General features: G+C 45.0%; 23 protein-coding genes. 8 read left to right on the top strand and 15 right to left on the bottom strand.

What is annotated here, in order from left to right; genetic code table 11:
- The first annotated feature begins 216 nt into the window (after window positions 1-216).
- From T426_RS0100635 to T426_RS0100625, 3 genes are all read left to right on the top strand, one after another.
- Window positions 217-1,008 carry a CPBP family intramembrane glutamic endopeptidase gene (locus T426_RS0100635; protein WP_025862605.1) on the top strand — a complete coding sequence of 264 codons (792 nt, stop codon included), beginning with the start codon at window positions 217-219 and terminating at the stop codon, window positions 1,006-1,008.
- Between the two features lie 63 nt (window positions 1,009-1,071).
- Window positions 1,072-1,803, top strand: coding sequence for a head GIN domain-containing protein (locus T426_RS0100630; RefSeq protein WP_025862604.1), 732 nt, complete (start codon window positions 1,072-1,074; stop codon window positions 1,801-1,803).
- Between the two features lie 86 nt (window positions 1,804-1,889).
- Window positions 1,890-2,699: an SDR family NAD(P)-dependent oxidoreductase gene (locus tag T426_RS0100625; protein ID WP_025862602.1), complete on the top strand. Its 810-nt coding sequence runs from the start codon at window positions 1,890-1,892 to the stop codon at window positions 2,697-2,699.
- A 145-nt stretch (window positions 2,700-2,844) separates the two neighbouring features.
- Here T426_RS0100625 and T426_RS0100620 read toward each other — a convergent pair whose 3' ends face one another.
- Window positions 2,845-3,603, bottom strand: a complete 759-nt coding sequence (locus T426_RS0100620; protein ID WP_025862601.1) for a sulfite exporter TauE/SafE family protein — start codon at window positions 3,601-3,603, stop codon at window positions 2,845-2,847.
- Between the two features lie 113 nt (window positions 3,604-3,716).
- Between T426_RS0100620 and T426_RS0100615 the strand changes: the two genes are divergently transcribed.
- Entirely contained in the window at window positions 3,717-4,598 is an 882-nt protein-coding gene (locus tag T426_RS0100615; RefSeq protein WP_081782324.1) for a metallophosphoesterase, read from the top strand.
- Window positions 4,599-4,713: 115 nt separating this feature from the next.
- On the opposite strand, the gene T426_RS0100610 is transcribed toward T426_RS0100615, so the two are convergent.
- Window positions 4,714-5,094 (bottom strand): YkvA family protein, encoded by a 381-nt coding sequence (locus T426_RS0100610; protein WP_025862599.1) that lies wholly within the window; start codon window positions 5,092-5,094, stop codon window positions 4,714-4,716.
- A 40-nt stretch (window positions 5,095-5,134) separates the two neighbouring features.
- Window positions 5,135-6,148 carry a tRNA dihydrouridine synthase DusB gene (gene dusB, locus T426_RS0100605; protein WP_025862598.1) on the bottom strand — a complete coding sequence of 338 codons (1,014 nt, stop codon included), beginning with the start codon at window positions 6,146-6,148 and terminating at the stop codon, window positions 5,135-5,137.
- Between the two features lie 179 nt (window positions 6,149-6,327).
- Here dusB and T426_RS24810 point away from each other — a divergent pair, with 179 nt between their 5' ends.
- The gene (locus T426_RS24810; RefSeq protein ID WP_148303640.1) at window positions 6,328-7,293 is read left to right on the top strand and encodes a CPBP family intramembrane glutamic endopeptidase; all 966 of its coding nucleotides are present in this window, start codon (window positions 6,328-6,330) and stop codon (window positions 7,291-7,293) included.
- On the opposite strand, the gene T426_RS0100595 is transcribed toward T426_RS24810, so the two are convergent.
- From T426_RS0100595 to T426_RS0100575, 5 genes are all read right to left on the bottom strand, one after another.
- Window positions 7,290-8,021, bottom strand: coding sequence for a hypothetical protein (locus T426_RS0100595; RefSeq protein ID WP_025862596.1), 732 nt, complete (start codon window positions 8,019-8,021; stop codon window positions 7,290-7,292). The two genes, T426_RS24810 and T426_RS0100595, sit on opposite strands and share 4 nt — an antisense overlap.
- Window positions 8,022-8,200: 179 nt before the next feature.
- Window positions 8,201-8,962, bottom strand: a complete 762-nt coding sequence (locus tag T426_RS0100590) for a succinate dehydrogenase/fumarate reductase iron-sulfur subunit (protein ID WP_025862595.1) — start codon at window positions 8,960-8,962, stop codon at window positions 8,201-8,203.
- A 69-nt stretch (window positions 8,963-9,031) separates the two neighbouring features.
- Entirely contained in the window at window positions 9,032-10,972 is a 1,941-nt protein-coding gene (locus tag T426_RS0100585; RefSeq protein ID WP_027585144.1) for a fumarate reductase/succinate dehydrogenase flavoprotein subunit, read from the bottom strand.
- 24 nt (window positions 10,973-10,996) lie between these two features.
- Window positions 10,997-11,683, bottom strand: a complete 687-nt coding sequence (locus T426_RS0100580; protein ID WP_025862594.1) for a succinate dehydrogenase cytochrome b subunit — start codon at window positions 11,681-11,683, stop codon at window positions 10,997-10,999.
- Between the two features lie 142 nt (window positions 11,684-11,825).
- Window positions 11,826-12,665 carry an alpha/beta fold hydrolase gene (locus T426_RS0100575; protein WP_025862593.1) on the bottom strand — a complete coding sequence of 280 codons (840 nt, stop codon included), beginning with the start codon at window positions 12,663-12,665 and terminating at the stop codon, window positions 11,826-11,828.
- Window positions 12,666-12,961: 296 nt separating this feature from the next.
- Between T426_RS0100575 and T426_RS0100570 the strand changes: the two genes are divergently transcribed.
- Window positions 12,962-13,339, top strand: coding sequence for a VOC family protein (locus tag T426_RS0100570; RefSeq protein ID WP_025862592.1), 378 nt, complete (start codon window positions 12,962-12,964; stop codon window positions 13,337-13,339).
- Between the two features lie 91 nt (window positions 13,340-13,430).
- Window positions 13,431-15,821, top strand: coding sequence for a TonB-dependent receptor (locus T426_RS0100565; protein ID WP_027585142.1), 2,391 nt, complete (start codon window positions 13,431-13,433; stop codon window positions 15,819-15,821).
- 76 nt (window positions 15,822-15,897) lie between these two features.
- Here the strand turns inward: T426_RS0100565 and sucD are convergent, their stop codons facing one another.
- Together sucD and sucC are read right to left on the bottom strand one after the other, a co-directional pair.
- A complete protein-coding gene (gene sucD, locus T426_RS0100560; protein ID WP_025862591.1) occupies window positions 15,898-16,770 on the bottom strand; it encodes a succinate--CoA ligase subunit alpha in 873 nt (290 codons plus the stop codon).
- A gap of 62 nt (window positions 16,771-16,832) precedes the next feature.
- Window positions 16,833-17,972 (bottom strand): ADP-forming succinate--CoA ligase subunit beta, encoded by a 1,140-nt coding sequence (sucC, locus tag T426_RS0100555; protein ID WP_025862590.1) that lies wholly within the window; start codon window positions 17,970-17,972, stop codon window positions 16,833-16,835.
- A gap of 291 nt (window positions 17,973-18,263) precedes the next feature.
- Here sucC and T426_RS0100550 point away from each other — a divergent pair, with 291 nt between their 5' ends.
- Window positions 18,264-19,031, top strand: a complete 768-nt coding sequence (locus T426_RS0100550; RefSeq protein WP_025862588.1) for a TIGR00266 family protein — start codon at window positions 18,264-18,266, stop codon at window positions 19,029-19,031.
- A 68-nt stretch (window positions 19,032-19,099) separates the two neighbouring features.
- On the opposite strand, the gene T426_RS0100545 is transcribed toward T426_RS0100550, so the two are convergent.
- Genes T426_RS0100545 through T426_RS22290 form a run of 5 tightly spaced genes read right to left on the bottom strand, consistent with a single transcriptional unit; the run spans window position 19,100 to window position 26,439 of the window.
- On the bottom strand, window positions 19,100-21,685 hold the full coding sequence (locus T426_RS0100545) for an MG2 domain-containing protein (RefSeq protein WP_025862587.1): 2,586 nt from the start codon (window positions 21,683-21,685) through the stop codon (window positions 19,100-19,102).
- A 10-nt stretch (window positions 21,686-21,695) separates the two neighbouring features.
- The gene (locus tag T426_RS0100540; RefSeq protein ID WP_153637578.1) at window positions 21,696-23,189 is read right to left on the bottom strand and encodes a carboxypeptidase-like regulatory domain-containing protein; all 1,494 of its coding nucleotides are present in this window, start codon (window positions 23,187-23,189) and stop codon (window positions 21,696-21,698) included.
- 4 nt (window positions 23,190-23,193) lie between these two features.
- On the bottom strand, window positions 23,194-24,756 hold the full coding sequence (locus T426_RS0100535; RefSeq protein WP_027585140.1) for a PDZ domain-containing protein: 1,563 nt from the start codon (window positions 24,754-24,756) through the stop codon (window positions 23,194-23,196).
- 22 nt (window positions 24,757-24,778) lie between these two features.
- Window positions 24,779-25,786, bottom strand: a complete 1,008-nt coding sequence (locus T426_RS24805) for a FecR family protein (RefSeq protein WP_025862581.1) — start codon at window positions 25,784-25,786, stop codon at window positions 24,779-24,781.
- Window positions 25,783-26,439: an RNA polymerase sigma-70 factor gene (locus T426_RS22290; protein WP_025862580.1), complete on the bottom strand. Its 657-nt coding sequence runs from the start codon at window positions 26,437-26,439 to the stop codon at window positions 25,783-25,785. The genes T426_RS24805 and T426_RS22290 overlap by 4 nt, the downstream gene beginning before the upstream one ends.
- Between the last annotated feature and the right edge of the window lie 226 nt (window positions 26,440-26,665).

Below are 26,665 nucleotides of genomic sequence, written 5' to 3'. Positions count from 1 at the left end.
TGGCCATTTTTCTGACATTTTGTCTTAAGCCGGTTCATTATTGAATTTTTGCCCGCTTATTAAAGTTTGCTCAGTGTGTAACCAAGATAGAGGTTTAAGCGTCATATCACAATAATGTGATGGGTAAATCAAATCATAAAGAGATTGAATGAGTTACTTGACAACCTAATCACCGAAAACAGAAGTAATTTTCGTCTCTTCAGAATCAAGTAAAGCATGAATAGACTGGAAAAACAAGAGATTATAGTATTCTCCGTAACGGCGATACTCCTGAGTTCGTTAATTTGTTTTGTCGCTTACAAGACAGACAATTCCAATCTATCCATATTATCTGTTTTCATTCCGTCAGTTCTTGCTCTTATTTATACTGCAATCAACAAAGGGAAGAAAGGAGTTGTTGAATTATTTGTTAAACAAATGATTAGGAAAACGAAGTTCAGATGGCTGCTCATTTCCCTGGTTGGAATTCCCCTTGTTGCTTCGTTGGCTGTGCTTACCTCTTTGGATTTCGAACTTGCAAAGTTTAGTTTGAGAACTTCGCAGCTGATGCCCCAAATGGTTATTATCGTATTAATCGCATTGGGAGAGGAGTATGGCTGGAGAGGATTCTTACTACCACGATTGATGAATCGATTCAGTTTATTCTCATCAGCAATAATACTCGGGTTCATATGGGGGTTCTGGCATTTTCCAGCGTATCTGATCGGAACGGGAGTCCCTTTGCAGATGAACTTCCTGGTTTTCTTGCTGTGGGTCGTTTTGGGTTCCTTTTTTATCGGGTGGATTTATTATTATACACGAAGCGTACTGACATCAATTCTGGCGCATATCAGCGCAAATATGGCTTTTAATTACCTGCTGCTTTTGCCTGAGTTTACCGGCAGCATGAAGCCATTTTGGATTTTCATACTCTATTTATCGATTATGATGATGGTTGTCCTGTATCTTAGGAGAAAAGATTTAGTAAAAAGCGCTGGAGGAAAATTGAATGCAACCTTCGCAAAATGAAGTCGTCTTTTTAATATGAATATTTTTTTGTTCAAGAATGAACCATACCAAATCTTATAAAGCATGAAAAACAAAGTTCTGTTATCCGTTTTTACGCTTTCGCTGATGCTTGTTTCATTTTCGCTTTCGGCCCAGTCTTTCTGGAACTGGGGAGGAGTGAAAGGAAATGGAAATGTAGTGAAAGTCGATCGTCACCTGACCGGATTTGATGAAATCTCCGTCAGCAGCGGTCTCGATTTGTATATCTCACAGGGAGATAATGAATCCGTTGTCGTTGAGGCCGATGAAAATTTGCAGGATATCATTATGACCAAAGTCGATGGTAACCGGTTGAAATTATATGTCGATAAATCCATCCGGAATGCAAAGGCCATGAAGGTGCATGTCACGGTTAAGGACCTGAAGGAGCTGAGAGCATCCGCTGGTTCCGATGTTGTCAGTCAGACCGGTTTAACCGTTAGTTCGCTGGAGATTGGTGTTTCCAGTGGTTCAGATGTGAAGATGGAGGTATACGCCGATCAACTATCCGGAGGAACCAGTAGCGGCAGTGATTTGACTTTGAGAGGAAAAGCAAAAAATTTCCATGCCGATTCTTCCAGTGGTTCGGACATTAATGCATATGATTTGACTGCTGAAGATTGTACTGCTGAAGCTTCCAGCGGTTCCGATATCCGTTTGACGGTAAACGGAAATTTTGAAGCACACGCGAGCAGCGGCGCTGATATTTATTACAAAGGCACACCTACATCCATCAATACGCACAGTTCCAGCGGTGGTGATGTAAATAAGAGATAAGAAAATGTGAAGCTTATAAGGGCCGGTTTCTTTGGAAGCCGGCCTTTTTTGTTTCTTTACATTTTGTTTATCAAGAACGCTTTATCATGAATTCCAGACATATTGTGATTACTGGTTCCACGCGTGGAATCGGGTTAGGGTTAGCCCGGGCATTTCTCGCTATGGGACATTTTGTTTCCGTTTCCGGGAGACACCGGGAATCGGTAAATGCTGTTGCCTGGAGACTGCAACAGGAGTTTGGCCCGGAAAAAGTATCTGGGTTTGTGGTCGATGTTACAACGCCCCGCAGCATCGATCAGTTGTGGTTAAAAGCATCACTCTGGAAACCCGTTGATATATGGATCAACAATGCGGGAATCGGTCAATCCGATGAGTTATTCCATCATATTCATCCGCAAGAAATTAGCGAGGTGGTTCAAACCAACCTGCTCGGGGTGATGAACGGAACCCGTGTCGCATATTTACACATGAAGCAGCAGGGGCACGGAGCAATATACAATATGGAAGGTTTTGGGAGCGATGGGCGGATGATGCCGGGCATGACTCTGTATGGGACTACGAAACGGGCTGTTCGTTATTTCACGCGTAGTTTTGCAAAGGGAATAGAGGAAAAAAAGGTTTTGCTAGGAACCTTAAGTCCGGGCATGGTAGTCACCGATTTGCTATTCGATTCAGTAAAAAAGAATCCGGAAGGCCATCAGCAAAGCATCAGGATATTCAACATTCTGGCTGACAGGGTCGAAACAGTGGCTCCTTTTCTTGCCGAGGAAATTCTAAAGAATCAGAAAAATGATGCGAAGATTGCCTGGCTGACAACGTGGAAGATTATACTCCGGTTTTTCCTCTCGATTTTCCACAAAAGAACCGTGATTTTAGATAACGATTTAAATAGTTAATTTATTGTTTTAAAATTTATTAGTTTATTCTATTTTAATTTTTAATACAAGTATTGAAATCCGATTCCTTTTCGGGAAATCTTATTGGAGTAAATATCTCATTTAAGACTTCAACTGTATCTGTTTAAAGTGTTGATAAATAGAATTATATGAAAATTAACAGCGCGGAAGCTATCGTGATGATGATAACGAACCAGCGATAGGTTGATTCCGGTATTTTTTTCACGACTGTAATCCCCAGGAAAGCTCCGGCTGCTATGGCAGGAAGAACAAGCAAATCAATCAGGAGTGTTGGCCAATGTATGGTTTTCCAAACAAACACATGGAGTGGGAACTTCGACAAATTGACGATGAAAAAGAACCAGGCCGTGGTACCAATGAAAACCTTCTTTGGAAGATGCAAGGCCAATAGGTAGACGGCGAATATTGGGCCGGCCACGTTGCCAATCATGGTGGCAAAACCTCCTGCCAATCCCATTAATGCTGCAAACCAGGGAGAATCGGGGATGGATTCTTTTTTCGCCACGCGATCACGCCAAAGCATAATCCCCACCGAAACAAAGATGGTGATCGCGATCAGTCGTTTGAATTGCAGGTCATTCACTTTCTCACCAACCCACAACGCAATTAGTACACCTGCCAACGCCCACGGTAGTGCCCGAAGAAGGTGTTTCCAATTGGCATGTCGGTGGTAATAACTTACAGCAAATACATCAGCCATGATGAGAATCGGGAGCAGTACTCCGGTTGACTGTTTTCCTCCGAAGATGGAGGCCAGGATAGGAACCACAATCATTGACATGCCCGGGACGCCGGTTTTGGACATACCGATTAGCATTCCACACAAGGCAATCAAAATCCAATGCAGTGTAGTGAGATGAAAGGAATTGAGCAAGCTGAGCATAAATGGGGATTTTAATTCCGCTCAAATTTAAGATTAATTCAGGGGTTTTGTAATTTTAGAACGTTATCATAGAGTTTCTTCAGATGAATCACACCATTAATCGCCGACGTTTTATGGCAACCACATTATCAGTCCTGGCCGGAATTTCGTTTCCCTCATTTGCTTTTGGCAGAAGAAAGCGGAGAACGCTCCGTTTCGGGATTTTAACCGACATTCATTATGCCGATCGCGATCCGAACCTGGAAAGTGGTCGCTATTACCGCCAATCGTTACAGAAGGTGCGCGAGTGTGTCGAGGTAATGAATCGTGAGAAAGTGGATTTTCTGATTGAAATTGGCGACCTGAAGGATCAGGGCGATCCGCCGGACGAAAGTGAAACGCTGAGTTACCTGGCTGCTATCGAGTCGGAGTTGCAGGATTTCGACGGACCGGTTTTTCACGTGCTGGGTAACCATGACATGGACAGCCTTTCCAAAATCCAATTTCTTGATCACATTACGAATGAAGGTCAGTACGATTCGCTCAACTATTACTCATTCTCCAGCCATGGCTATCATTTTGTAGTGCTGGACGCCAACTACTCGCCGGATGGTTCCGATTACGATCACGGCGACTTTGATTGGACAAAGGCTTATGTTCCTCATCGGCAACTGGAGTGGCTAAAGACCGATTTGGCGTTAACGGGCAAACCGGTTATTGTTTTTATTCATCATCAGCTCGATTCGACAAAGGTTCCGGACAAAAGGCATTGTCCGGTGAATGCAGATGAAGTACGCCGGATTTTGGAAGATTCGGGAAAAGTGAAAGCTGTTTTCCAGGGACATTACCACAAAGGAAGTTTCTCAGAAATCAATGGCATTTTTTACTACACCTTAAAAGCTGTGGTGGATGGAGACGGATTGGAAAATAACAATTATGCGATTGTTGAGTTGAATAACGAAGAACCCATCAAAATCAGAGGATTTCGCAAGACAAAAGACCAAATTTTCGATTAATCAGCAACAATATTATTTTCAATAAGATAGAAATAGATGAAATTAATCTATTAGTTATTATAAGATGCGATAAGGTATTTATAATAAGAAGACTGTGAAGAATAAATAATTAAAATTAGAAGCTGGTTTCAATCGCCTTCAACTCTTTTTTTGAATAATTATTAAACCATTTCTTTAACTTTTCACTTGCCTGTTCCCGATGTTTGTCTGTAATGCTCTCTTTGAGCAGGGAGAGTGTCAGAAAAAGAACGCTGATGTCGTCGGTAAAGCCAATCAGCGGGGCAAAATCCGGAATGGCATCGGCGGGGAAAATGAAATAGCCCAATGCGCCGGCGAGGTATAACTTGTTCTTCAACGAAATGTCCGGGTCATTCAGCATGTAGTATAGCAGTAAAGCCGGATAGACTACTTTTAGTCCCGCTTTTCCTCCATACATTTTCAGCTTTTCCCGGAAGGAGGACGGAGAGTAATATTTCGTAAAATCTCGCAGTCGCATGAAACGAATATAGGCAAATCATCGGGAATGCCAAACAATTCTATTTCAGACTCATGTTGGTGTAATCGACAGGTGTGTCCTTGTATTTGTCGACAATCTGGTCGAGTATTTCCAGTACGTGGGCATGTTCTTCTGCCCGGAGGAGCGCTATCCGCAACTCCCGGAAATCGGGGACACCCGGGAAATAGCGGGCAAAGTGGCGGCGCATCTCCCAAATGGCTTGCTTTTCGTACTCTTTCCACGAAAGTGATTGTTCCATTTGCTCTTTGATAACCTCGACAATTTCGGGGACAGTAGGAGGCGGCAACATTTTTCCGGTTTGGAAATAATGCTTGATTTCGCGGAAAATCCAGGGACGACCGATGGCCCCACGTCCAATCATCAATCCATCAACTCCTGAAATATCACGCGCTTTTTTTGCTTTTTCCGGCCCATTGATATCACCATTCCCGATAAGGGGAATTTTAAAACGCGGATTGCTCTTCACTTTTCCAATCATTTCCCAGTCAGCCTCACCGGTGTACAGTTGCTGGCGGGTACGTCCGTGAAGGGCCAACATCTGAATTCCCACATCCTGCAGCCGTTCGGAGACCTCGACGATGGGTTTGTCGTTGTCGTCCCAGCCCACACGGGTTTTTGCCGTTACCGGAAGATTGACCGCTTTCACAATCTGGCTGGCCATCTCAATCATCTTGGGAATGTCGCGAAGCAAGCCGGAACCGGCGCCTTTGCCAGCGATTTTTTTCATTGGGCAGCCGAAATTGATATCGATGTAGTTGGGCTGGAAGGTTTCTGCAAGCTTGGCAGCTTCGACCATCGAATCGATATTGGCGCCGTAAATCTGGATGGCAATGGGGCGATCGAACTCGAAAAGCGTCATTTTCCGCATGGTTTTATTCACGTCACGGATGAGCGCTTCGGAAGAGATGAATTCGGTTGACATCACATCGGCTCCGTATTTTTTGCAGATATACCGGAACGACTTGTAAGTCACGTCTTCCATCGGTGATAAAAACAATGGCATTTCGCCCAGTTCGAGTTCCCCAATCTTCACAATACCAGTTTTTTAAAATTTGCGTGCAAATATAAAAATTATTTGTTCGGCAATATTCCGGAACAATATTAGCCGAAATTCAGTTTCATTAACTTGAATTCAGCGTGAGCTTTGCGTTCGAATATTAACTTTGCCATGAATTCATTGAATGTTGATAATCATTTCTTAAACAGATACAAGTGAGATTCCGATTGTTACGTACCTCAGGTCCGTTTACCCAGCTGATGTTTGCTACGCTGGTAGTAGTTGTTTTAGCCGTATTGGCACTTTTTGCCGGATTTTTGATGGCTATCCCGATATTCCATTTGAGCATAGGCGATATGGGTGCTGTGATGACCGATTTTTCTTCTCCGCAAGGAGTTACCCTGATGAAATATTTCCAGACGGTACAAGCCATTGGAATTTTTGTCATTCCGCCATTCATTATTGCCTGGGTACTAAGCGAACGTCCGATTGGTTATCTGCATCTCGACAAAATAACTACACTCAAAAGTGTTATTCTGGTTGTTGTGTTGGTTTATTTTGCCACACCGATGATTAACTGGATGGCTGAATTTAATTCAGGCTTGCAGTTACCCGACTGGCTTTCCGGCGTTCAGGACTGGATGAAAGCTTCTGAAGATCAGGCCGACCAGATTACCAAAGCCTTTCTGCATGTTGATGGTTTAGGTGGGATGTTCTTTAATCTGTTTATGATTGGATTACTGCCGGCCATCGGAGAGGAGTTGCTTTTCAGAGGAATCGTGCAACGTATCCTGAAAGACTGGACGCAGAATGCACATTTAGCGATTTGGTTGAGTGCAGCCTTGTTCAGTGCGCTGCATATGCAATTCTTCGGATTTTTACCAAGAATGATGCTTGGAGCCTTGTTTGGTTACCTCCTCGAATGGAGCGGCTCACTATGGATTCCGATGATTGGCCACTTTGTGAATAACGGTTCAGCGGTTGTATTGTCTTACCTGGTTGATAAAGGAGTGGTTGGTTCCAGCCTCGAAAAAGTTGGTACACCGGATGGTCAGGGAACGTATCTTGCAATCCTTAGCCTTATTTTCGTGATGGTACTGTTGCGCTCGTTTTACGTGCAGGTTCGCGGAGCCGGAGAGTTATGGACTACTTCGGAAGAGCCGAACCCTCCGACTGATTAAAAGGAAAGGTTTTTCTGCATTTTGTCGGCTTCCATCTTCTTCTTCTCACTGGGGCGGAAAAAATAAATCACACCGTATTCCTGTGCTTTGATGCGCTTTTCTTCGTCAGAAAAATGCCCGTAGTGCAGTTCCACTTCGTTCCAGATGTTCAGAATCAATTCATCGGCTTCGTGGCGCATTTCGGCGACTTTCTCCGACCAGCGCGCCGTATTGCTTTGAAGTGTCTTCTGGAAGTGATACGCATCGGCAAATTGGTCGTACTTGACTTTTACAACGGCGATGCCGGGATTGTAAATAGGACTTCCACCGTGCATGCTTCGCTGTTGTTCGCCATCGATAATTTTTTTGCCCCACTCCAGCAAATCCGATTCAAGGATTAATGACGGTAATTTTTGGGTTTGGGTATCCATACCATAGAATTCCCGTACTTCGGGCTTAATTTCGCCTCTAAGGATGCAGAAATTGAGTACCTGAATAAAGTGTGAGACATAGAGCCGCGCTTTCTTCACCACTTCGTTATATTTTCGGCTATTGGCCGATTGCTGTTTTTTGGCCTGTTTTAGTTGTAGAATAGCACTTTCGAAGCCCGGGAAAAAGGCGCGTGCTTTGGCTAACGTGGCTGTAGAAAAAGCCAGGTCGTCAATCGACTTCTGGAGGGCGATGTCGGTTGCAGCCTTTAAAGCCCGCAAGCGGGCCTGGTCAGTGTTGGGTAATCTGCGATAAGGCATGAGCAAGCTATTGTTATGATTGAAATTGTGGGATGTGAGCGAAGTTATAAAAAATGAAATGGAATTCAATATTCGCTGAAGGGTTTAACAATAACTTTAGAAACAGATGGGTGAAAAAACGAAAAAAGGCTCTCCGTAATGGAAAGCCTTTCATCTATTGCTTGCTTTAGAGTGATTTGTTAATCAGAGAATTTCGCTTTCAAATATTCCCGGTTCAATCGGGCGATATGCGAAATAGAAATATTTTTCGGACAGGCCAGTTCGCAGGCACCGGTATTGGTACAACCACCAAATCCGAGCTCATCCATTTTGGCTACCATAGCTTTCGCGCGACGTTTGGCCTCTACTTTTCCTTGCGGAAGTTTGGCAAACTGCGATACTTTGGCCGCCACAAACAGCATAGCGGACGAGTTTTTACAGGTAGCCACACAGGCACCGCAACCAATACAAGCAGCTGCGTCCATGGCTTCTTCAGCATCAACCTGTGCAATCGGGATGGTATTTCCATCCGGTACACCGCCTGTATTCACTGAAACATAACCACCAGCCTGCTGAATTTTATCGAATGCTACCCGGTCAACAATCAAGTCTTTGATAACCGGGAATGCACCGGCACGCCATGGTTCAACGGTAATGGTTTCGCCATCTTCGAATTTCCGCATGTGCAGCTGGCACGTGGTAATTTCGCTGTCTGGTCCGTGCGCATGACCATTGATGTACATGGAACACATACCACAAATACCTTCGCGGCAATCGTGGTCGAAAGCAATCGGGTCTTTGCCTTCACGAATAAGCTGGTCGTTCAGGATGTCGATCATTTCGAGGAACGAACTACCCTGTGAAATATTCTCCACCTCGTACGTTTCGAACCGACCTTTATCGGAGGGATTATTTTGCCTCCAAACCTTGACGTATATTTTCTTTAAGATTTTATCAGCCATTTTCTTAATTATTTAGATTTAAGTAAGATGTATTCGGATAATGTGCTTCCGGATACGGGTACTTAACTCTTATTTATAACTTCTCTGGGTGAGTTTCACGTTCTCGAATACCAGTTCTTCACGATGCATAACCGGCTCTTTGTCTTCGCCCTGGAATTCCCAGGCGGAAGCATAACAACCGATTTCATCGTTACGTTTGGCTTCACCATCCTCGGTTACTGATTCTTCACGGAAGTGACCACCGCATGACTCGTTGCGGTTCAGTGCATCGCGTGCCATCAAATCACCGATGTCGATGAAATCGGCCAGACGGCCGGCTTTTTCGAGTTCAGGATTGATGTTGTTCATTTCACCGGGGATGCGCACATTGCTCCAGAACTCTTTTTTGAGTTCGGCAATTTCTTCGATAGCCTTTTTCAGACCTTCTTCGTTACGTGACATACCCACATATTCCCACATGATGTGGCCCAGTTTTTTGTGGAAGTAATCCACCGGCTGATCACCCTTGATGTTGTAGAGTTTTTCTAACCGGCCGGTTACATTCTTCTCGGCCTCTTCAAATTCGGGAGCATTGGTATCGATTTTCGGAACCATAATTTCACCAGCCAGATAATCACCAATGGTGTAAGGCAGGATGAAATAACCGTCGGCCAGTCCCTGCATTAATGCAGAAGCACCCAGGCGGTTGGCACCGTGATCGGAGAAGTTAGCTTCGCCAATGGAATATAATCCGGGAACGGAAGTCATCAGGTTGTAATCAACCCAGGTTCCGCCCATGGCGTAGTGAATAGCCGGATAAATCTGCATCGGATTTTCATAGGGATTCACGTCAGTAATCTTTTCATACATCTGGAAAAGGTTACCGTAGCGTTTCTCAATCGTATCGCGACCCAGACGCTCAATGGCATATTTAAAATCGAGGAAAACGGCTTTGCCTTCAGCATTCACACCGAAACCGGCATCACAACGTTCTTTGGCTGCACGCGATGCAACATCGCGGGGAACCAGGTTACCGTATGACGGATAACGGCGCTCCAGGTAGAAGTCGCGGTCCTCATCTTTGATATCGTTTGCACTGATTTCGCCTTTGCGTAGGCGTTCAGCATCTTCTTTTTTCTTCGGAACCCAAACCCGTCCGTCGTTACGCAGTGATTCGGACATCAGTGTCAGTTTCGATTGCTGCGAACCGTGAACCGGAATACAGGTCGGGTGAATCTGTACGTAACAAGGATTGGAGAAGTAAGCGCCACGCTTGTATGCCTGCCAAGCGGCAGAACCGTTACATCCCATAGCATTGGTCGACAGGAAGAATACATTGCCGTAACCTCCGGTTGCCAATACCACAGCATGTGCTCCAAAGCGTTTGACTTCGCCGTTTGTCAGGTCGCGGGCAACAATCCCACGGGCTTTCCCGTCGATAACTACGACGTCAAGCATTTCATGACGGGCAAATATTTCCACGCTTCCGGCGTCAATTTGGCGGTTGAGGGCAGAGTAGGCACCCAGCAGCAACTGCTGGCCGGTCTGTCCTCGGGCGTAAAATGTACGGCTTACCAGTACACCACCAAATGAACGGTTGGCTAAGTTACCACCATATTCGCGGGCAAATGGGACACCCTGTGCTACGCACTGGTCAATGATATTTGGAGAAACTTCGGCCAAACGATGAACGTTTGCTTCGCGGGAACGATAGTCACCCCCTTTGATGGTATCGTAAAACAGACGATAAACGGAGTCGTTATCGTTCTGGTAGTTTTTGGCAGCGTTAATACCGCCCTGTGCGGCAATGGAGTGAGCCCGGCGTGGACTATCCTGGTAACAGAATGCTTTTACATTGTATCCCAGTTCGCCCAGCGATGCAGCAGCTGATGCTCCGGCCAGGCCGGTACCCACAACAATGATGTCGAGTTTCCGTTTGTTGGCAGGACTTACTACGCGTATAGCAGCTTTATGACGAGACCACTTTTCGGCCAACGGGCCTTCAGGTATTTTGGAATCTATGTTGCTCATGTCTTAAATGTCTTTAAGGTTCAATTAAAACTTAATGAGGAAATACAGCGGGATGTATGCGAATCCGGCACCAATGATGAAAGCCACCAGGTGAGCCAGAAACTTCAGTCTTTTCATCCAATTGCTGTTATTCAGGCCAATGGTTTGGAAAGCGCTCCAAAAGCCGTGCGAAATGTGGAGTCCGACCAGGATACCTCCGATAATGTAAATGATGTCGTAAACCGGGTAGTGAATAAAGAGGTTGGCTACCAATGCGTATGAGTTATGAACGCCGTCTTCCAGCCCCGGTCCCGGTTGATTCAGCAGCGGGTCGCCGGTGAAACGCATCTTTACGTAAAAGTTGAAAAGGTGGATAATCAGGAAAATCAGAACCATGCCTCCCAGAATAAACATGTTCTTTGCCGGAGCATACCACTTCAACAGATTGTCGCCGGCCTGGTACCCCTTCGGTCTCGCCTTCATATTTTCAAGGGTGATCCATCCCGACCAAATAATGTGGATAACGAAACCAAGTGCCAGGACTGGTTCCATTATTTTAATAATTGGATTTGTCGCCATGAAATGTGCGGCCTCGTTGAACAAAACTCCTGAGTCGTCAAACGTCAGGAACAGGTTCAATGTGAGGTGAACAAACAGGAAGACAATCAGAAAAAGTCCTGTTAAGCTCATAAAAAACTTCCGCCCAATCGAGGCTTTCATGAAACTGCTCATAAGTCCTTGTTTTAAGTAAATTATTCCATGTATGATTTGTGTTGCAAAAAAATCATCACAAATGTAGACGATGGTCATATGCTAAACAACATAACCGGAGGCAAACCAAATAATTTATATTGTTTCTATTATTTCGCAGAAATTATCTGTCCCGACCATCAATCTCACTGTTTTCGGGCTGTTCAACCGAAAAATTCAAAAATTTCTCTAAAAATAAACTTTTCTCTTCGATGAAGCCCACATGTCCGCAATTTTCCAAACCGACATAAGTGGCATTTCGGATATGATGTGCTTCGTTCCATTGTTTGGCAGCTGCCAGTATTTTGTCCTCTTCTCCGGCAATAATCAGTGCCGGAAAAGGAGCCGTATTCAGAAATTCAAGATAGGAGGGTCTTCCCATAATGGCCCTGATTGCCGCAATGGCTGCTTCAGGCGATACCCGGGAAGCCATTTCCCGCAGCTGGTAATGCAACTCCGGAAACCGTTCCCGGTTGCAAGGCGCAAAGTTGTTGTGCAACGAGTTCCGGATAATCAGTTCCAGCCTTCCTTTCTCAATCAACCCCATCTCACGGCGGCGCATGTTCACATGGCTTTCCGATGCTTCATCAGCCGATGCGTGCAATAAAGCCAGCCATTTAACTTTCTCAGGAAAAAGGCTGGCAAAAGCCAGTGCGTTATAACCACCCATCGAGTGCCCTGCCAGAGTCAATTGGTCTGTGTGGCCAATTTCTTCCAGAAGAGAGTACAACTCTTTCGCAAAATCAAGAAAAGTATAGCCTTCCGGCGGAAGATCGGAATGGCCGTGCCCGGGAAAATCGACCGTCAGAATCTGAAAATGACTGGAAAGTTCCGGCAGCAGGTCATCGAAAATAGCCGACGACTCCAGGTACCCGTGAAGCAAAACCAATAACTCACCTTTTCCTGAAAGGGAATAGGATAATTTACGTCCGGTAGAGAAGTGGTAAAGCTGGGTCTGGTTCATCTGTGCAAATTAACACATTTCTTCTTTTTCAGCAGGCGAATCGGAAGCATTTTATCCCCAATGCTTATGATAAATCAAATGTTTTGAAACATCATTTTATGTAGATATGAAAATGTATAATTATAATTTCGTTTTTATGGTTCGATTCTGGAATTTGTCCGACCGTTGCTGAGGAAAAAAGTCTTTCATTCAACCGGTTCGGAAAAACCTTCTTCGGGTATTTTGCGTCATCTCTGCGATAATTTTTCAGGTAAACTTCCGTAACTTTCCATGTATTAAACCTAATTCATAGTCTTATGGAAGAAAACCTGGTGAACTGGTTCGAAATCCCGGTAGCCGATTTTAACCGGGCCCGGAAATTTTACGAAGCGCTTTTCGAAAAACCTGTTTACGTAGATTCACGGTTTGGAGAGACAATGGGATTTCTCCCTATGACGCCACAAAGCGAGGGTGTGGGAGGAGCTATTACTTTATTTGACGATTTCAAACCTTCCGGTTCGGGAGTGATTGTTTATCTGAATGGTGGAAATGATTTAACGCCGATGTTGAATCGGGTGGAACCTGCCGGAGGTAGAGTCACCATTCCGAAAACGAAAATTACCGACGAAATCGGATACTACGCAGGTTTCACTGATTCTGAAGGAAATCATATCCGGATTCATTCAAGGCATTGAATGAGACAATTTAAAATTGTTTAATGTATTTTATAAAAGATTAAACAAAAATAATTATCTTGGTGTTTTCTATCTGACAAAAATTAACCAAATGAAGAAGACACTATTGCTAATCATTGCCTTATTCATCGCACCTCATCTCTTTAGTCAGGAGAATAACGGGGTAGTGAAAGGACGAATTTATGATGCCAGTAATAACGAACCCGTTCCTTTTGCAAATATTGTTGTGTTTGGAACAAATATCGGAACGACTTCCGATTCCAATGGAAATTTTCAGTTGACAGGGTTAGCACCCGGTTTTATCAAGTTGCAGGCTTCTTCAGTAGGTTACCAGATTAATATTACTGAAGCTTTTCGGGTAACCAATGCCAGCAGCGCCGAGATAAATATTCCTATGGAAGAATCGACCGTCAATCTGGATGCGATAACGGTAAAGCCATCGCAGTTTCGTAGGCGGGAAGAAAGCCCGGTCTCGTTGCGAAGTATTGGCATCGATGAAATTGAGAAGAATCCTGGTGGAAACCGCGACATTTCCAAGGTTATTCAGAGTTATCCTGGCGTTTCTTCAACGCCGGCATTCCGGAACGATGTGATTGTTCGGGGGGGCGGTCCGTCCGAGAACCGTTTTTTCCTCGATGATGTGGAAATTCCGAATCTCAATCACTTTGCCACGCAGGGCGCTTCGGGAGGTCCGGTTGGAATCATTAATGTCGATTTTATTCGCAAGGTGGATTTTTACTCCGGCGCTTTCCCGGCTGACCGTGGAAACGCGTTAAGTTCAGTGCTTGAGTTCAAGCAAAAAGACGGCAACAGTGATAAGATGAAATACCGGGCCACCCTGGGCGCTTCCGATTTGGCCCTGACGCTCGATGGTCCACTTTCCGAAAATACCACAGCCATTTTTTCGGCGCGTCGATCGTATCTGCAGTTTCTTTTCAGTGCTTTGGAACTTCCTTTTCTGCCCACTTACAACGATTTTCAATTCAAAGTACGAACCAAGATTGATGATAAGAACGAAATATATTTTACGGGAATTGGTGCTCTGGACCAGTTCAAACTGAATACCGACGCGAATGATACCGAAGAGCAACGCTATTTACTCGGATACTTACCGGTGAATAAACAATGGAGTTATGCGGTAGGTGCCGTTTATAAACACTACCGTGAAAAGGGCTATGATACCTGGGTCGTCAGTCAAAACCGACTCAACAACATTCAGTACAAGTACCAGAATAATGTGGAACAACCGGAAAACCTGTTGCTCGATTACGATTCGTATGAGCGGGAGACAAGATTCCGCTATGAGCATAATTGCACTGCGTCAAATGGTTTCCGGCTGAATTACGGCGGCGGATTACAGTATGCCGAATATTTTAACCGGACCTACCGGAAAAACTTCATTAATGGTGAACTGACTGAGCTGAACTACCGGACCGACTTGTCGTTCTGGAAGTATTCTTTCTTTGGACAGGCGAGCCGACACTTTTTAGACGAAAGGCTGGTACTATCATTGGGATTGCGCGCTGATGCCAACAATTATTCTGCTCAAATGAATAACCCGTTACAGCAGCTTTCGCCTCGTTTTTCGGCCAGTTACAATTTTACTCCATCACTTTCAGCGAGCATGAATACCGGTCGTTATTACCAATTACCGTCTTACACAACCATGGGCTACCGCGATAATTCGGGCACGCTGGTGAATCGGGATAATGGACTGAAATACATTTCGGTGAATCATTATGTAGCCGGAATAACCTGGCAGCCTCAACCCGACCGGCAATTCTCGGTAGAAGGCTTTTACAAGGGCTACAACGATTATCCTTTCTCGGTTGCCGATTCGGTTTCGCTGGCCAGCAAGGGAGCTGACTACGGTACCTACGGTGACGAGGAAGTACTTCCCAATAGCAACGGTCGGGCATACGGTTTTGAAGTTTTAGGGCGCGACAAGGATTTCCTGGGATTTAATACCGTGTTTTCCTACACGTTTGTTCGGAGCGAGTTTCGCGAAGGAAAAGGAAGATACATTCCTGCTTCGTGGGATAACCGGCACATTTTCAATATTACGGCGAATAAAAGCCTCAAGAAAAACTGGGATTTCGGTTTTAAATGGCGTTATGTGGGTGGTGCGCCTTACACTCCGTGGGACATGGAAACTTCATCGCTTCGTACTGCCTGGGATGCCCGAGGACGAGGTTACCTCGATTACAGCCGGTACAACCAATTGCGGTTGAAAGCCTTTCATCAGCTCGATTTCAGGGTGGATAAATCCTACTATTTTAAGAAGTGGTCATTAATGGTTTATGTGGATGTACAGAATGCATACAACTTTAAGGCCGATCAACCGGCCGATCTGGTGCTGGTGGAAGATGCCAGCGGTAGTCCGGTAATTGATCCGAACGATCCGAGCCGGTATGAGTTGAAAACCATTAATCCGGAAAGCGGAACAGTATTGCCTACCATCGGCATCATGATTGAGTTTTAATCCCGGTAGGAAAATAAAAAAGTGGCGACACCCGAAGATATTGCCACTTTTTAAACATTGTATGGACTTGAAAAAATTACTTTCCTAAACGCTCTTTGATGAGCACCGGGATTTCCGTCGGTTTTTTGGCCACCGGAACACCAGCCTCTTCAAATGCTTTGATTTTTTCGGCAGCTGTACCGCTTCCGCTGGAAATAATGGCACCAGCGTGTCCCATGCGTTTCCCGGGAGGTGCTGTTTGTCCGGCGATGAAAGCAACAACAGGTTTGGTTACTTTCTCTTTGATGTATTTGGCAGCCCGCTCTTCGGCATCACCACCAATTTCACCAATCAGTACAATGGCATCGGTCTGCGGATCATTCTCGAACATTTCCAGAAGCTCCTCATAATACAGTCCGGCAACGGGGTCACCGCCAATACCTACACAAGTACTCTGACCCAATCCGTTTGTGGTCAGCTGGTTCACCATTTCGTAGGTGAGTGTACCGCTTCGGCTCATCAGGCCCACATTGCCCTTCTTGAAGATATTTCCCGGTAGGATACCAGCCAGTGCTTCGCCTGGAGTAACCAATCCGGGGCAGTTGGGCCCAATTACTTTTGTGCCGTTCTTCTTCAGGTAAGGCATCAGTTTCACCATGTCGAGGGTTGGAACACCTTCGGTAATGGTAATCACCAGTTCCACGCCAGCTTCGGATGCTTCATAAACGGCATCAGCGGCAAATTTCGGCGGAACGAAGATGATGGTTGCATTGGCCTTGGTTGCAGCTACGGCATCTTTCACCGTATTGAAAACCGGAATATCGCCAACTTTCTGTCCGGCTTTACCTGGTGAAACTCCGCCAACGACATTAGTTCCGTATTCTTTCATTTTCTGTGCATGAAAACTACCGTCACGACCGGTAATTCCCTGTACAATGAGGCGGGTATCTGAGTTGATTAGAATGCTCATTTGATTTGAATTAAAAATTGAAACAAAGGGTAAATCAGTTAATTAATTTCAGAAAACGTCGATTAAACAGTCTGACCGGCCATTTCAATGGCTTTTTCAGCAGCTTCACCCATAGAAGCTACCGTTACCAGGTTGGTTTTCTTCAAAATCTCCAAACCTTCGGCAGCATTGGTACCTGACAAGCGAACGACAATCGGGATTTTCACATCCATCTGCTCAAGTGCCGAGATGATACCTTTAGCTACGTCATCGCAACGGGTAATACCACCGAAAATGTTGATCATAACGGCTTTCACGTTTTTATCGGCCAGGAGCAGGTTCATGGCGTCAATCACTTTCTGCGGGTTCGAGCTACCGCCAATATCAAGGAAGTTAGCCGGTTCGCCACCGTAAATCTTGATAATGTCCATGGTGGCCATAGCCAGTCCGGCACCGTTCACCATACAACCAATGTTACCATCGAGTTTGATGAAACTTAGTCCTTTTTCCTTTGCTTCGATTTCTGTCTTTTCGTCTTCGGTAGGCTCGCGCATTTCCAAAACTTCCGGCTGGCGGAACAAGGCGTTATCGTCGAAGTTCATTTTACCGTCGAGTGCCATCAGGTTACCTTCTGCAGTAATCACCAGCGGATTGATTTCAGCCAGTGAAGCATCGGTATCGATAAACAAACGATACAGTTTTTCGAACAAATCTGCACCCTGGCGAACCAGTTTGATGTCATCGAAAAGTTTGAAAGCGATTTGACGAGCCTGGAAAGGCATCAGGCCGATTTCTGCATCGATGACAAATTTATGAATGGCATCGGGGTTGTCTTTGGCAACCTCTTCGATTTCGACACCACCTTCGCTACTGGCCATGAATACAACCGACTTGGTATTCCGGTCGATGGTCAGTCCAACGTAAAACTCGTCGGTAAACGAAATGGCTTTGGCGGTCAGCACTTTCTCAACAGTGTAACCTTTGATGTCCATTCCAAGAATTTGGTTAGCTGCATTAACCAGTTCTTCTTTGGTTTTTGCCAGTTTTACACCACCGGCTTTACCTCGTCCTCCCGCGAGAACCTGGGCTTTAACCACAACGGGTAGGCCTAGTTTTTCAGCAGCTTTTTCCACGTCTTTTACAGAGTGGCAGAGAATCTCATCCGAGACAGGGATCTCATAATCGGCAAATATCTGCTTTGCCTGGTATTCGTGAATTTTCATTTAATGCTGGTTGTTAGAGTTCTTAACTAACTATTTGATAAAATTTTTACAAAAATTCAATGCGCTACGTGAAAGTTTTATGTAAAATTTACCACGTAAATAAGCCTCTAAAGTATTGAAAAATATGAATAAATAAATATGTTGTATATCACATGAAACAGGTTCAAAACAGCATGGATTGCGCTCTTAAATGAAATCGGTTAACTTTAGAGGGTTTTCCATCATTAACAAAAGAATAGGTGATTGGTTTTACCTATCGTGAATTCATTCATCCATTGTAAATATTTGCTTATGCGTTCACATGAAATTGATTATCGTATTGTTGGCGGAGACCTTCAGTTTGTGGAGGTGGAATTGGATCCGGGAGAAACGGTCATAGCCGAGGCCGGAGCCATGATGTACATGGAAGAGTCGGTGAGTTTTGAAACCCACATGGGAGACGGTTCTCAGGCTAATCAAAGTGTTTTAGGCAAACTATTGTCAGCCGGGGGGCGCTTGCTCACTGGGGAGTCTCTGTTTCTGACACATTTTACCCATCGCGGATTGGGAAAAGGGCATGTGGCATTTGCAGCTCCTTACCCCGGGACCATTCTTCCAATCGACTTACCAAATCATGGAGGTTCTATTTTGGCTCAGAAAGACGCCTTTTTATGTGCGGCTTACGGAACCAAAGTTGGTGTAGCGTTAAACCGGAAGTTGGGAGCCGGATTTTTCGGTGGCGAAGGATTTATTTTGCAGCGCTTCGATGGTGACGGTAAGGTGTTTGTTCATGCAGGAGGTACAGTTGTTGAACGGCAGCTGAATAACGAAACCTTGCGCGTAGATACGGGATGTATTGTGGCTTTAGAGCCATCCATCGATTTTTCTATCGAAGCGGCCGGAGGATTGCGCTCCATGATATTTGGAGGGGAGGGGATATTTCTGGCTACGTTACGCGGAACCGGAAAAGTATGGTTACAGTCGATGCCGGTCAGCAAATTGATTAAAGCGTTGTCACCGGTAGGCAAAAATCAGGGAACCGGAGATCGATCCATTCTGGGTGAACTTTTCGAGCGTTAAAATATTAGACAAATCCCCTGAGACCGATTGATTTCAGGGGATTTTTATGATCTGTCAAATTATTTACATTATTCCACTTTCAGTTGCTCGTTTTTACTGAACCAGGTTCCGTCAACGGTAATTCCTTCGATATGGACATTGTACGTTGACTTTAATTTACTGGTCTTAAAGTTGAGCTCTGCTTCCCCTTTTTCGTTGGTAAAAACAACCGGATCCCATAGCAGTGTTGTTTCCAGATTGTACTTGGATTTCCCGATTGGTTGAGGTGAAAATTGTCGTGACATCCGCAATCCTTTGTCATACTCCGGTCCCTGTTCTTTCTTGGATTCTATACGTTTTCCCTTCTTGGTGGTAATTTCGATGACGCCCACTGAATTTAAGCCAGTGTATTTAGCCACGTCCGAAAGTTTCGTGGAGACATGAATATCTTCTACATTCATCGGAGGGATTGAACTCAGCGTAGAAGCAGACGTTCCTAGTTGCTGTCCATCAATTACAATTAACGCACCTCCCTGGTTCAACAAGCTGTTATGTGAACCTTTGAAGACAATTCTTTCTCCCATCAAATCAAAGGGTTTAATCATGTTGATGATGTCGAGCAGGTTCGTAGATTGATCGAGATATGCTCTCCAAAAGTCGTCTTTTCTTTTATTGTTAAAAGCGTCCATTTTTTTGTCGGGAACAGAAGCAAACAAATCCGGATTTGTTTCAAAATAAGCTGTCTGAAGGAGATTCATTTCCGTTTTCCATGGATCGTCTTCGGGTTTGCTGCGGATATAGTCGACGACCTTTTCGGCAAAGCTTTTGTCCAGCTTAACGGTTAGGTCTTTCTTGCCTGAATCATCGGTGGCATTGACGGTCAGATCGCTCGGGTTGGACAATAGCGGAGAGTCAATGGTAAAATGTCCGTTTGCATCACTGGTCGTGGTAAATACTTGCATGCTGGTATTGACAACATTGACTTTGGCGTTTGCCACGGGTTGATCTTTTCGGTCGAAAACCATTCCGGAAATACCGATATTCAATTCAGCGGGTGTTTCAGAAGCAGAGTCCTTAAATGATCGAACTTCATTCCAATTGAAATTTTGCAGATGGTTGGCCATCAGGTAAAATTTAAACCGGGCAGCATTTGTTTCCGATTCAGGATCTGGCAACGGAATTGGTAATGATGTTCCACAGTTTAGACTAGATATGCCGCATGCTTCAGGAATATTTGCCTGCATATCCGTTACCGAGACGGCGATTTCGCCTTTTACCGGCCGGCCTTTTTCGTCGGTTAACAAGATGTGAATTTTCCCATCCTGTTCAGTTGCCATCGATTCAGGAAATTCAGCTTTTACATTTACCGATTTACCTTTGTTGATGTTGACCAATCTCTGGCCTCGTAAATTCCCCGCTTCGTCAAAAACGGACAGCAGCGTAACCCCTTGGCGAAAAATGTTCAGGTTAACCGGAATTCGTCCAGCAGCTCCAATTTTGAATTCAGAGGCCCAGACCATGTCACCACGATTCACCGCCAGCATAGAGTAGGTATTCTTTTCGCTTCCCGCCGGTCTTTTTATTGTTACCCACAGTGTATCAGTATTGCTTTGGCTCGCGGTAATGGAAACGGCTTCGGGGTCGGGTTTCGGCAACAAAAATTCCTGACCTTTACCGGGCTCACTGGTAACCACGAGCTTCAATTGCTTGTCATTCTGGGAAACCAAACTAAAAATGCCCAAACCGGGAGCAACGGTCCCCGCTTTAGCCAACAGTTTGCCGTTATGGTCGATTACATTGCCACTTACATTCATTGGGTTACCAAAGGCATCGAAAGCACGGAACGCAACCATTTGATCTGCTGCAGGTACCAGGTTTCCACCTTCCGGGAAAAAGTGAATGGTAAGCTTGTCGTTCGCAAGCGGCACATGATTACTGAAATGATAATCCTCTTTGTTCTCGTTGAATTCAATGTCGAGCAGTAATGGCGCTTCAAGCTGATCTTCGGGAGCCTTAAAAGAGACAAGTGCACTTCCATTCTTTTCCGTTTTCACTTTTCCGGAAGCGAGGGTGTTATCGCCTGAGTGAACAGAATACTTTATTCTCACATTCGCTTCAGGCTTTTTGCGGAGATCAGAAACAAGAAGTTTGGCGGTTACATTTTCTCCGGCCTGATAGAAAGGCTTGTCGAAAACCATGTCGTAGTGCAGGTTTTGCTGTTCGGGCCGCTTGATGATGATGCGCTTGTGGAAGATCTGGCTCACTGGTCGGTAGGTCATTTCCGGAGTATAGGCAATGAGGTAGTAATTTCCTTGCGCCACTGTCTCCGGAAGTTTGAAATCGCCATTGGTAATGCCATTTTGCAGCTTGAACCGATCGCTCTTGATTTCATCTCCTTTATCGCTGATTAACCGGACATCCAGTTCCAGACTTTTCAGGGAAGGAAGATGTGTCTGCACATCGGTGACATAGCCTTTGAACCACAGGTCTTCACCCGGGCGGTATAGCGATTTATCGGTTGAAACGTACACTTCCTGATTAACTGTTTGCAACCGGTAATTTTTTAATTGATTGGTAAGCTGATCAACTAAATGAGGTTTCTCTGTTTCCTGTGCGTGCAGCCATCCGGCAAACAGAAAAATCACTGACAGAATAAGACGGATAATTGATTTCATAACAAGGGTGTTATTGTTGAACGTTATTTTCTGAAGGATTGATATTTTTCTTCAGTGCATTACGCAGATCTTCATCTGGTTTTATCACGTTATAATTTTCCCAAAATTGCGGGTCATAGTTGCCAATGAAGTCGGTAAAAATATCGTTTGACCGAAAAATCCCTGATGGCCCAAATCGTGCCCTTCGCGGGAAACGGTACTGCTGTGTAACCACCATATCGGAAATGCTGCGGAATATTGAACGCTTGTGATTTAGCTTGTTGCGCACCCTGAACTGAACATCGGTTCGGGCCATGTAGAAACTCCATTTTCCGTTTAATTCCCGGTAGGTAATTCTGTATTCGGCTCTGATAGGCTGTGTTTTTATGCCGTGGGGTTGTTTTTTAATGAACGATTCGCCCAGAATTTTTAAACTCTTATTGTCTAACGAGAAGTCAGCCATAATCAAGGCATACGATTCCGCATCGATCAGGAAGTAGCCATTGAAGCAGGGATAATCCACTCTTTCTTTTCGCGCAAAGCGGATAACCCAAGCTATCCGGCCGTTGTACACGATGGGTTGATCGAAGCGGTAGCGGTAGATTAGTTCGTATTTTGGATCAAGAAAACTCTCCAGGTTTTTCACCACGTCGAGCTTGGTAATATAATAGGGGCCCCCCTGAATTTTCAACTTGACATCTTTATACGAATTGCTGAATTCGCTTTTCCGGCCTTTGACAAATCGCACCTTGTCACTTGCAACTCCTCTATAAGGGCTCTTCAACATTTCCATCACGGCTTCCCACATGCCCATGTACTCACCGTCCTGTTTCACTGTTTCGCGGTAGAAAGTAGTCATCAACTGGGGAGTAAGCGTATAGTTATCTGTAATGTGCGCTCTGAACCGGGCAATAATTTCTTCCGGTTCTACCGGTTTTACTCTTACTTCACGCAGGCGATATGAGACCGGTTTGAGATCGATTTGACTTACACTTTTCAGGCTGTCCGGTGCAATGCGGAACTCCACATAGCCCAGACAACCGATGAGAATATCGTGGTCGAGCAATCGCTGCGGGATAACCAAATCGAAGCGGCCATCGGAGTTGGTGATGGTACCGATGCTCTGCCCTTCAATGGTTACGGAGGCGTAGGGCACCGGATCGCGGCTTTTGCGATCGATCACCTGCGCGGAAACACGCAGCGGTTCTCTTTCAAGGCGTTTGATAATAATCTGGTTATCGATAACCTCGAATTGATAGTCGCTGCCCGGAAGAAGCTTGCGCAAAACATTCTTCAGCGGCATTTTCTCTGCATGGCACGAATGAAGGCCTGTTGGCAGGATTTGTGGGTTGTACGAAAAATAGAGATCGTTTTCGATTACCAACCTGTCAATGATATTTTCGACAGATGAGCTGTCGACGGAAATTGTGATAGGGCGTTGCAGTACGGAAAGAGCTTCCTGAGCATATACTCCGGGCATAAAAAGGCACAAAAGCCACAACAGAATTCCGTACTTTTTAAACATAGGTCTAGAAAACTTTTTGCAGGCGAAAATCGGCTCTTATCAACTTTCCGTCTCTTTTCACCAGCATTTTTATATTTCGGTTCTCCCGACTCATCAGGAGTTGGTTGAGCTCGCTTAGCGTAATGTCTTTGGCAGCCGCATGGTTAATGTACACGATTACATCATCCGGCAATAATCCGGCCAAATCGCCGGGTGAATCCTTCTGCACATTAATGATCTTATAATAGGGCAAGCCAGGCATCGGATTCACAATATCAATTCCACTCATGTTGTAATTGAAGGGTTCGTGAATTTTACGCCCCGGTTGCAACAGCATTCGTCGATTTGGATAATCGATTACGACGATAAACCGTCTTAGGATCTCACCTCCAATACTTCCGTTCCGTTTTTTCCCGGTAATACCACCAATGTGGCTTGTATCGGGAAATGAAGCGATGGGTTCTTCAAATTTTACTCTGCCTATCTGTATCGCCTGTATCCGTCCTTTCTTTCCATAAAGATCGCCAGCCATTCCGCGCCCTAGAAATGTTCTGATGCTATTTTCCGGCGGCTGTAACCGTTTATCGGAGCCGGATGATAGCCAAACTGCCTCGCTGGCACCCAAATCGACCATCAGTTTTACCGGAACGTTTTTTTCATTTTCCATGAAAATGGTCGCTTTCATCAACGGTTTGGTATCGGTGAATTCCAGGTTCACAACCTCCGATTTTCTCAAAGCCCGTTTCATGTTGAAGTGCTCCGGTTGATAAAGGTAAATTATCTTGCGCGCATAATCGATTTTTATGACATAATCTTTAAACAGGTTAAATCCAATTAAGCCGTGAACCGGGATGCCAATCAACGGTGATATTCTGAAATCGGGGTTGTCGACTACATGGATGGTTTGATTATAACCTGTCAGACCGGCAAATTCGATTTTGTTATTAAACGAAGCGTAGGCGTTGACTTCTTTTAGTTCTCCCAGACCGGCAAGTTTTAGTGGCTGCAAAAATTTCAGGTTGAGTTGATTGGTGTCGGGAAGTTCGGTGATGGTTGGCACTTTCACTCCGGTGTCAAGAATGAAATTCAGGTTCTCCGAATTATTAATCCGGACAGGAATGATGATGAGGTTACTGGCGTCGATGAAAGGAATGGCTACGGATTTCCTTTCGGTATGATTGAATACAAATGATTGATAGGGTGGTTTTCCGGTTGTCGATTCAATTTGCTGGTAATTATTTAGGTCATTGTTAAACAAATCATGGACAATGAGGTGTCCGCTCGATACCATGTAGTCAAGCTGGTAACGATTCAATAATTCCTTTAGCACTTTTCCCGCCGCTTCATTCTCGCACCGAAAACTGACCAACTCATTTGCATCTGCATTGGCATTATAGGTTAATTGCAACCCGAGGGTATCACTTACGTGATGAATAATGTCAATGAGCGGCTGCTCCTTTGCCCGGAGCGATATTTTCTGTTGCAGGATAGTTTCCTGTGCTTTTGTATGCGGACAGGGAAGTGTAAAAAGGAAAATCAGCATCAGGCTGAAAGCAACAATGATACGTTTCCCTTTTTGCCGTTTCATCTAACGGCCTCCTTTCCTGTGACTATTTCTTCATGGCAAACACGATACCATCGTCTGTTTTCGAGACCTTCAGATTCAGGGTACGACCAATGACATCGACGATGAAATCAAGATTCTGTTTCTCAAAGTCAGCCGTGTATCGCAGTGTATCGATGTGAGCATTGGCACCTTCGACTTTAACGTGGTACGTATTTTCGAGTACGCCGAATACTTCCGAAAGGGGCGTATTCTTAAACCGGATGTCCTTGTTTACCCACGAAAGGTAATTGGGAGCAACACCCAGTTGACTGGACGTAGAACCATCGCTTAAATTCACCCATCCGCGCTGTCCGGCCGGAAGGATCTCTTCGGCTTGCTTCCCTTTCTTGCGGGTCGAAACCAGTCGGACGGTACCGGTACGCACATTCACTTCCACTTTCTCCTTGCCGGGATAAGCCGACACATTGAACGAAGTTCCCAACACTTCAATTTCTGCTCCTTCGGTTTCGATGATAAACGGGTGAAGTGCATCGTGGTGAACATCAAAAAATGCTTCACCGACCAATTTCACGGTTCTTTTCTGTCCCGAAAAACTTTCCGGATATTCGATGCGGGAATCGGCGTTCAGACTAACAATGGTTCCGTCGGGTAAGGTAACTTGTTTGATAACGGTCGGCTGCACCACGCTTTGCTGAACAACCCACTGCGATGTCACGGGTTGCTTAGGCCGGCTGAGCCAATAACCGGTAACACCAAGAGCAACAAGTACCAGTATGGTAGCGGCATATTGCATAACGCGCCGGAACAGGCGACGGGTTGGTTGTTCTGCCGGTTGAGGAGTTTTATCCAGTTGTTTATTTAATTTAGCCCAGGCTTTGTCCGGGTCAGCAGCCGAATGGCTGAAAACCGTACCACTCAGCTCCCAGGCTTCTTGCATCTCTCTCATCTCAGAGGTTTCCTCTCCCGAAAACGTCTCCGTACCTCTTTCGCCGTTCAGGAAAGCAGTCCACTCTTCCGGCGTCAGTTTCGATATGTTCTTCTCGCTTTTCATAATCTGTATGGAAGACAGTTAATCAGCTTTTTACCCTTAACGGAAATGGATTGATCTGGTAAATTATTTTTCGATTGGTTGCTTCCTGTTCCCAGGAAGAAGAGAACCAGGTGACGATAATCCTTCAACGACGTTCTCAATTGTTTCAGTGCCAGCGTCATTTGCGTTTCAACGGTTTTCACCGAAATGTTTAATTGCTCGGCAATTTCACGATACTTCAATCCTTCTTCCCGTGCCAGGCGGAAAATTTCCTGCCGCTTTTCCGGCAAAGCCGAAACCGCTGTATCGATTTTCTCTTTCAAACCTACTTCCACATAAAAGTCGCTGTAGTCGTAACGGTCCGATTCCCGTTCCATCACCATATGAGCATAACCAGACATGATTTTTCGGTGCTCAAGATAGTTGAGGCTCAGGTTGCGAACGGCCCGGAACAGGTAGCTTCGGAGGGAAGAGGTAATCATCAGTTCCTTTCGTTTTTGCCAGAATTTGAGAAACACATCCTGAACAACACTTTCCGAAGGTTCCATATCGCCCAGAAAGCGAAAGGCATAAGCAACCATCGGACGATAGCACTCATAGAAGAGCGCCTCAAAAGCTTGTTTATCGCCTTCGCGGATAGCCTGAAGCCGTCTGTTATCCTCGTCCTGTATCATCTGAGATTTTTGCATCGCCTCATCAATATAATAGTATAATGACAGTTCATCATCAAAAGACCCTTATGTTAAGAGGCATAATTTTTAATTGATGCTTTAATTTAATGAAAAAGAGCAACAATCGACGAGTAGTCACAAATTTATTGGACAGTTGAGATACCTTCAGGTCGAAAATTCAGAGGGCCGGAACTTTCGGGCAATTTTTTATCTTTGATGCTTTTCGCAG

It is taken from the genome of Prolixibacter bellariivorans ATCC BAA-1284 (assembly GCF_000621705.1).
Lineage (GTDB): Bacteria > Bacteroidota > Bacteroidia > Bacteroidales > Prolixibacteraceae > Prolixibacter > Prolixibacter bellariivorans.
This window is presented reverse-complemented; position numbering and strand designations above follow the sequence as displayed.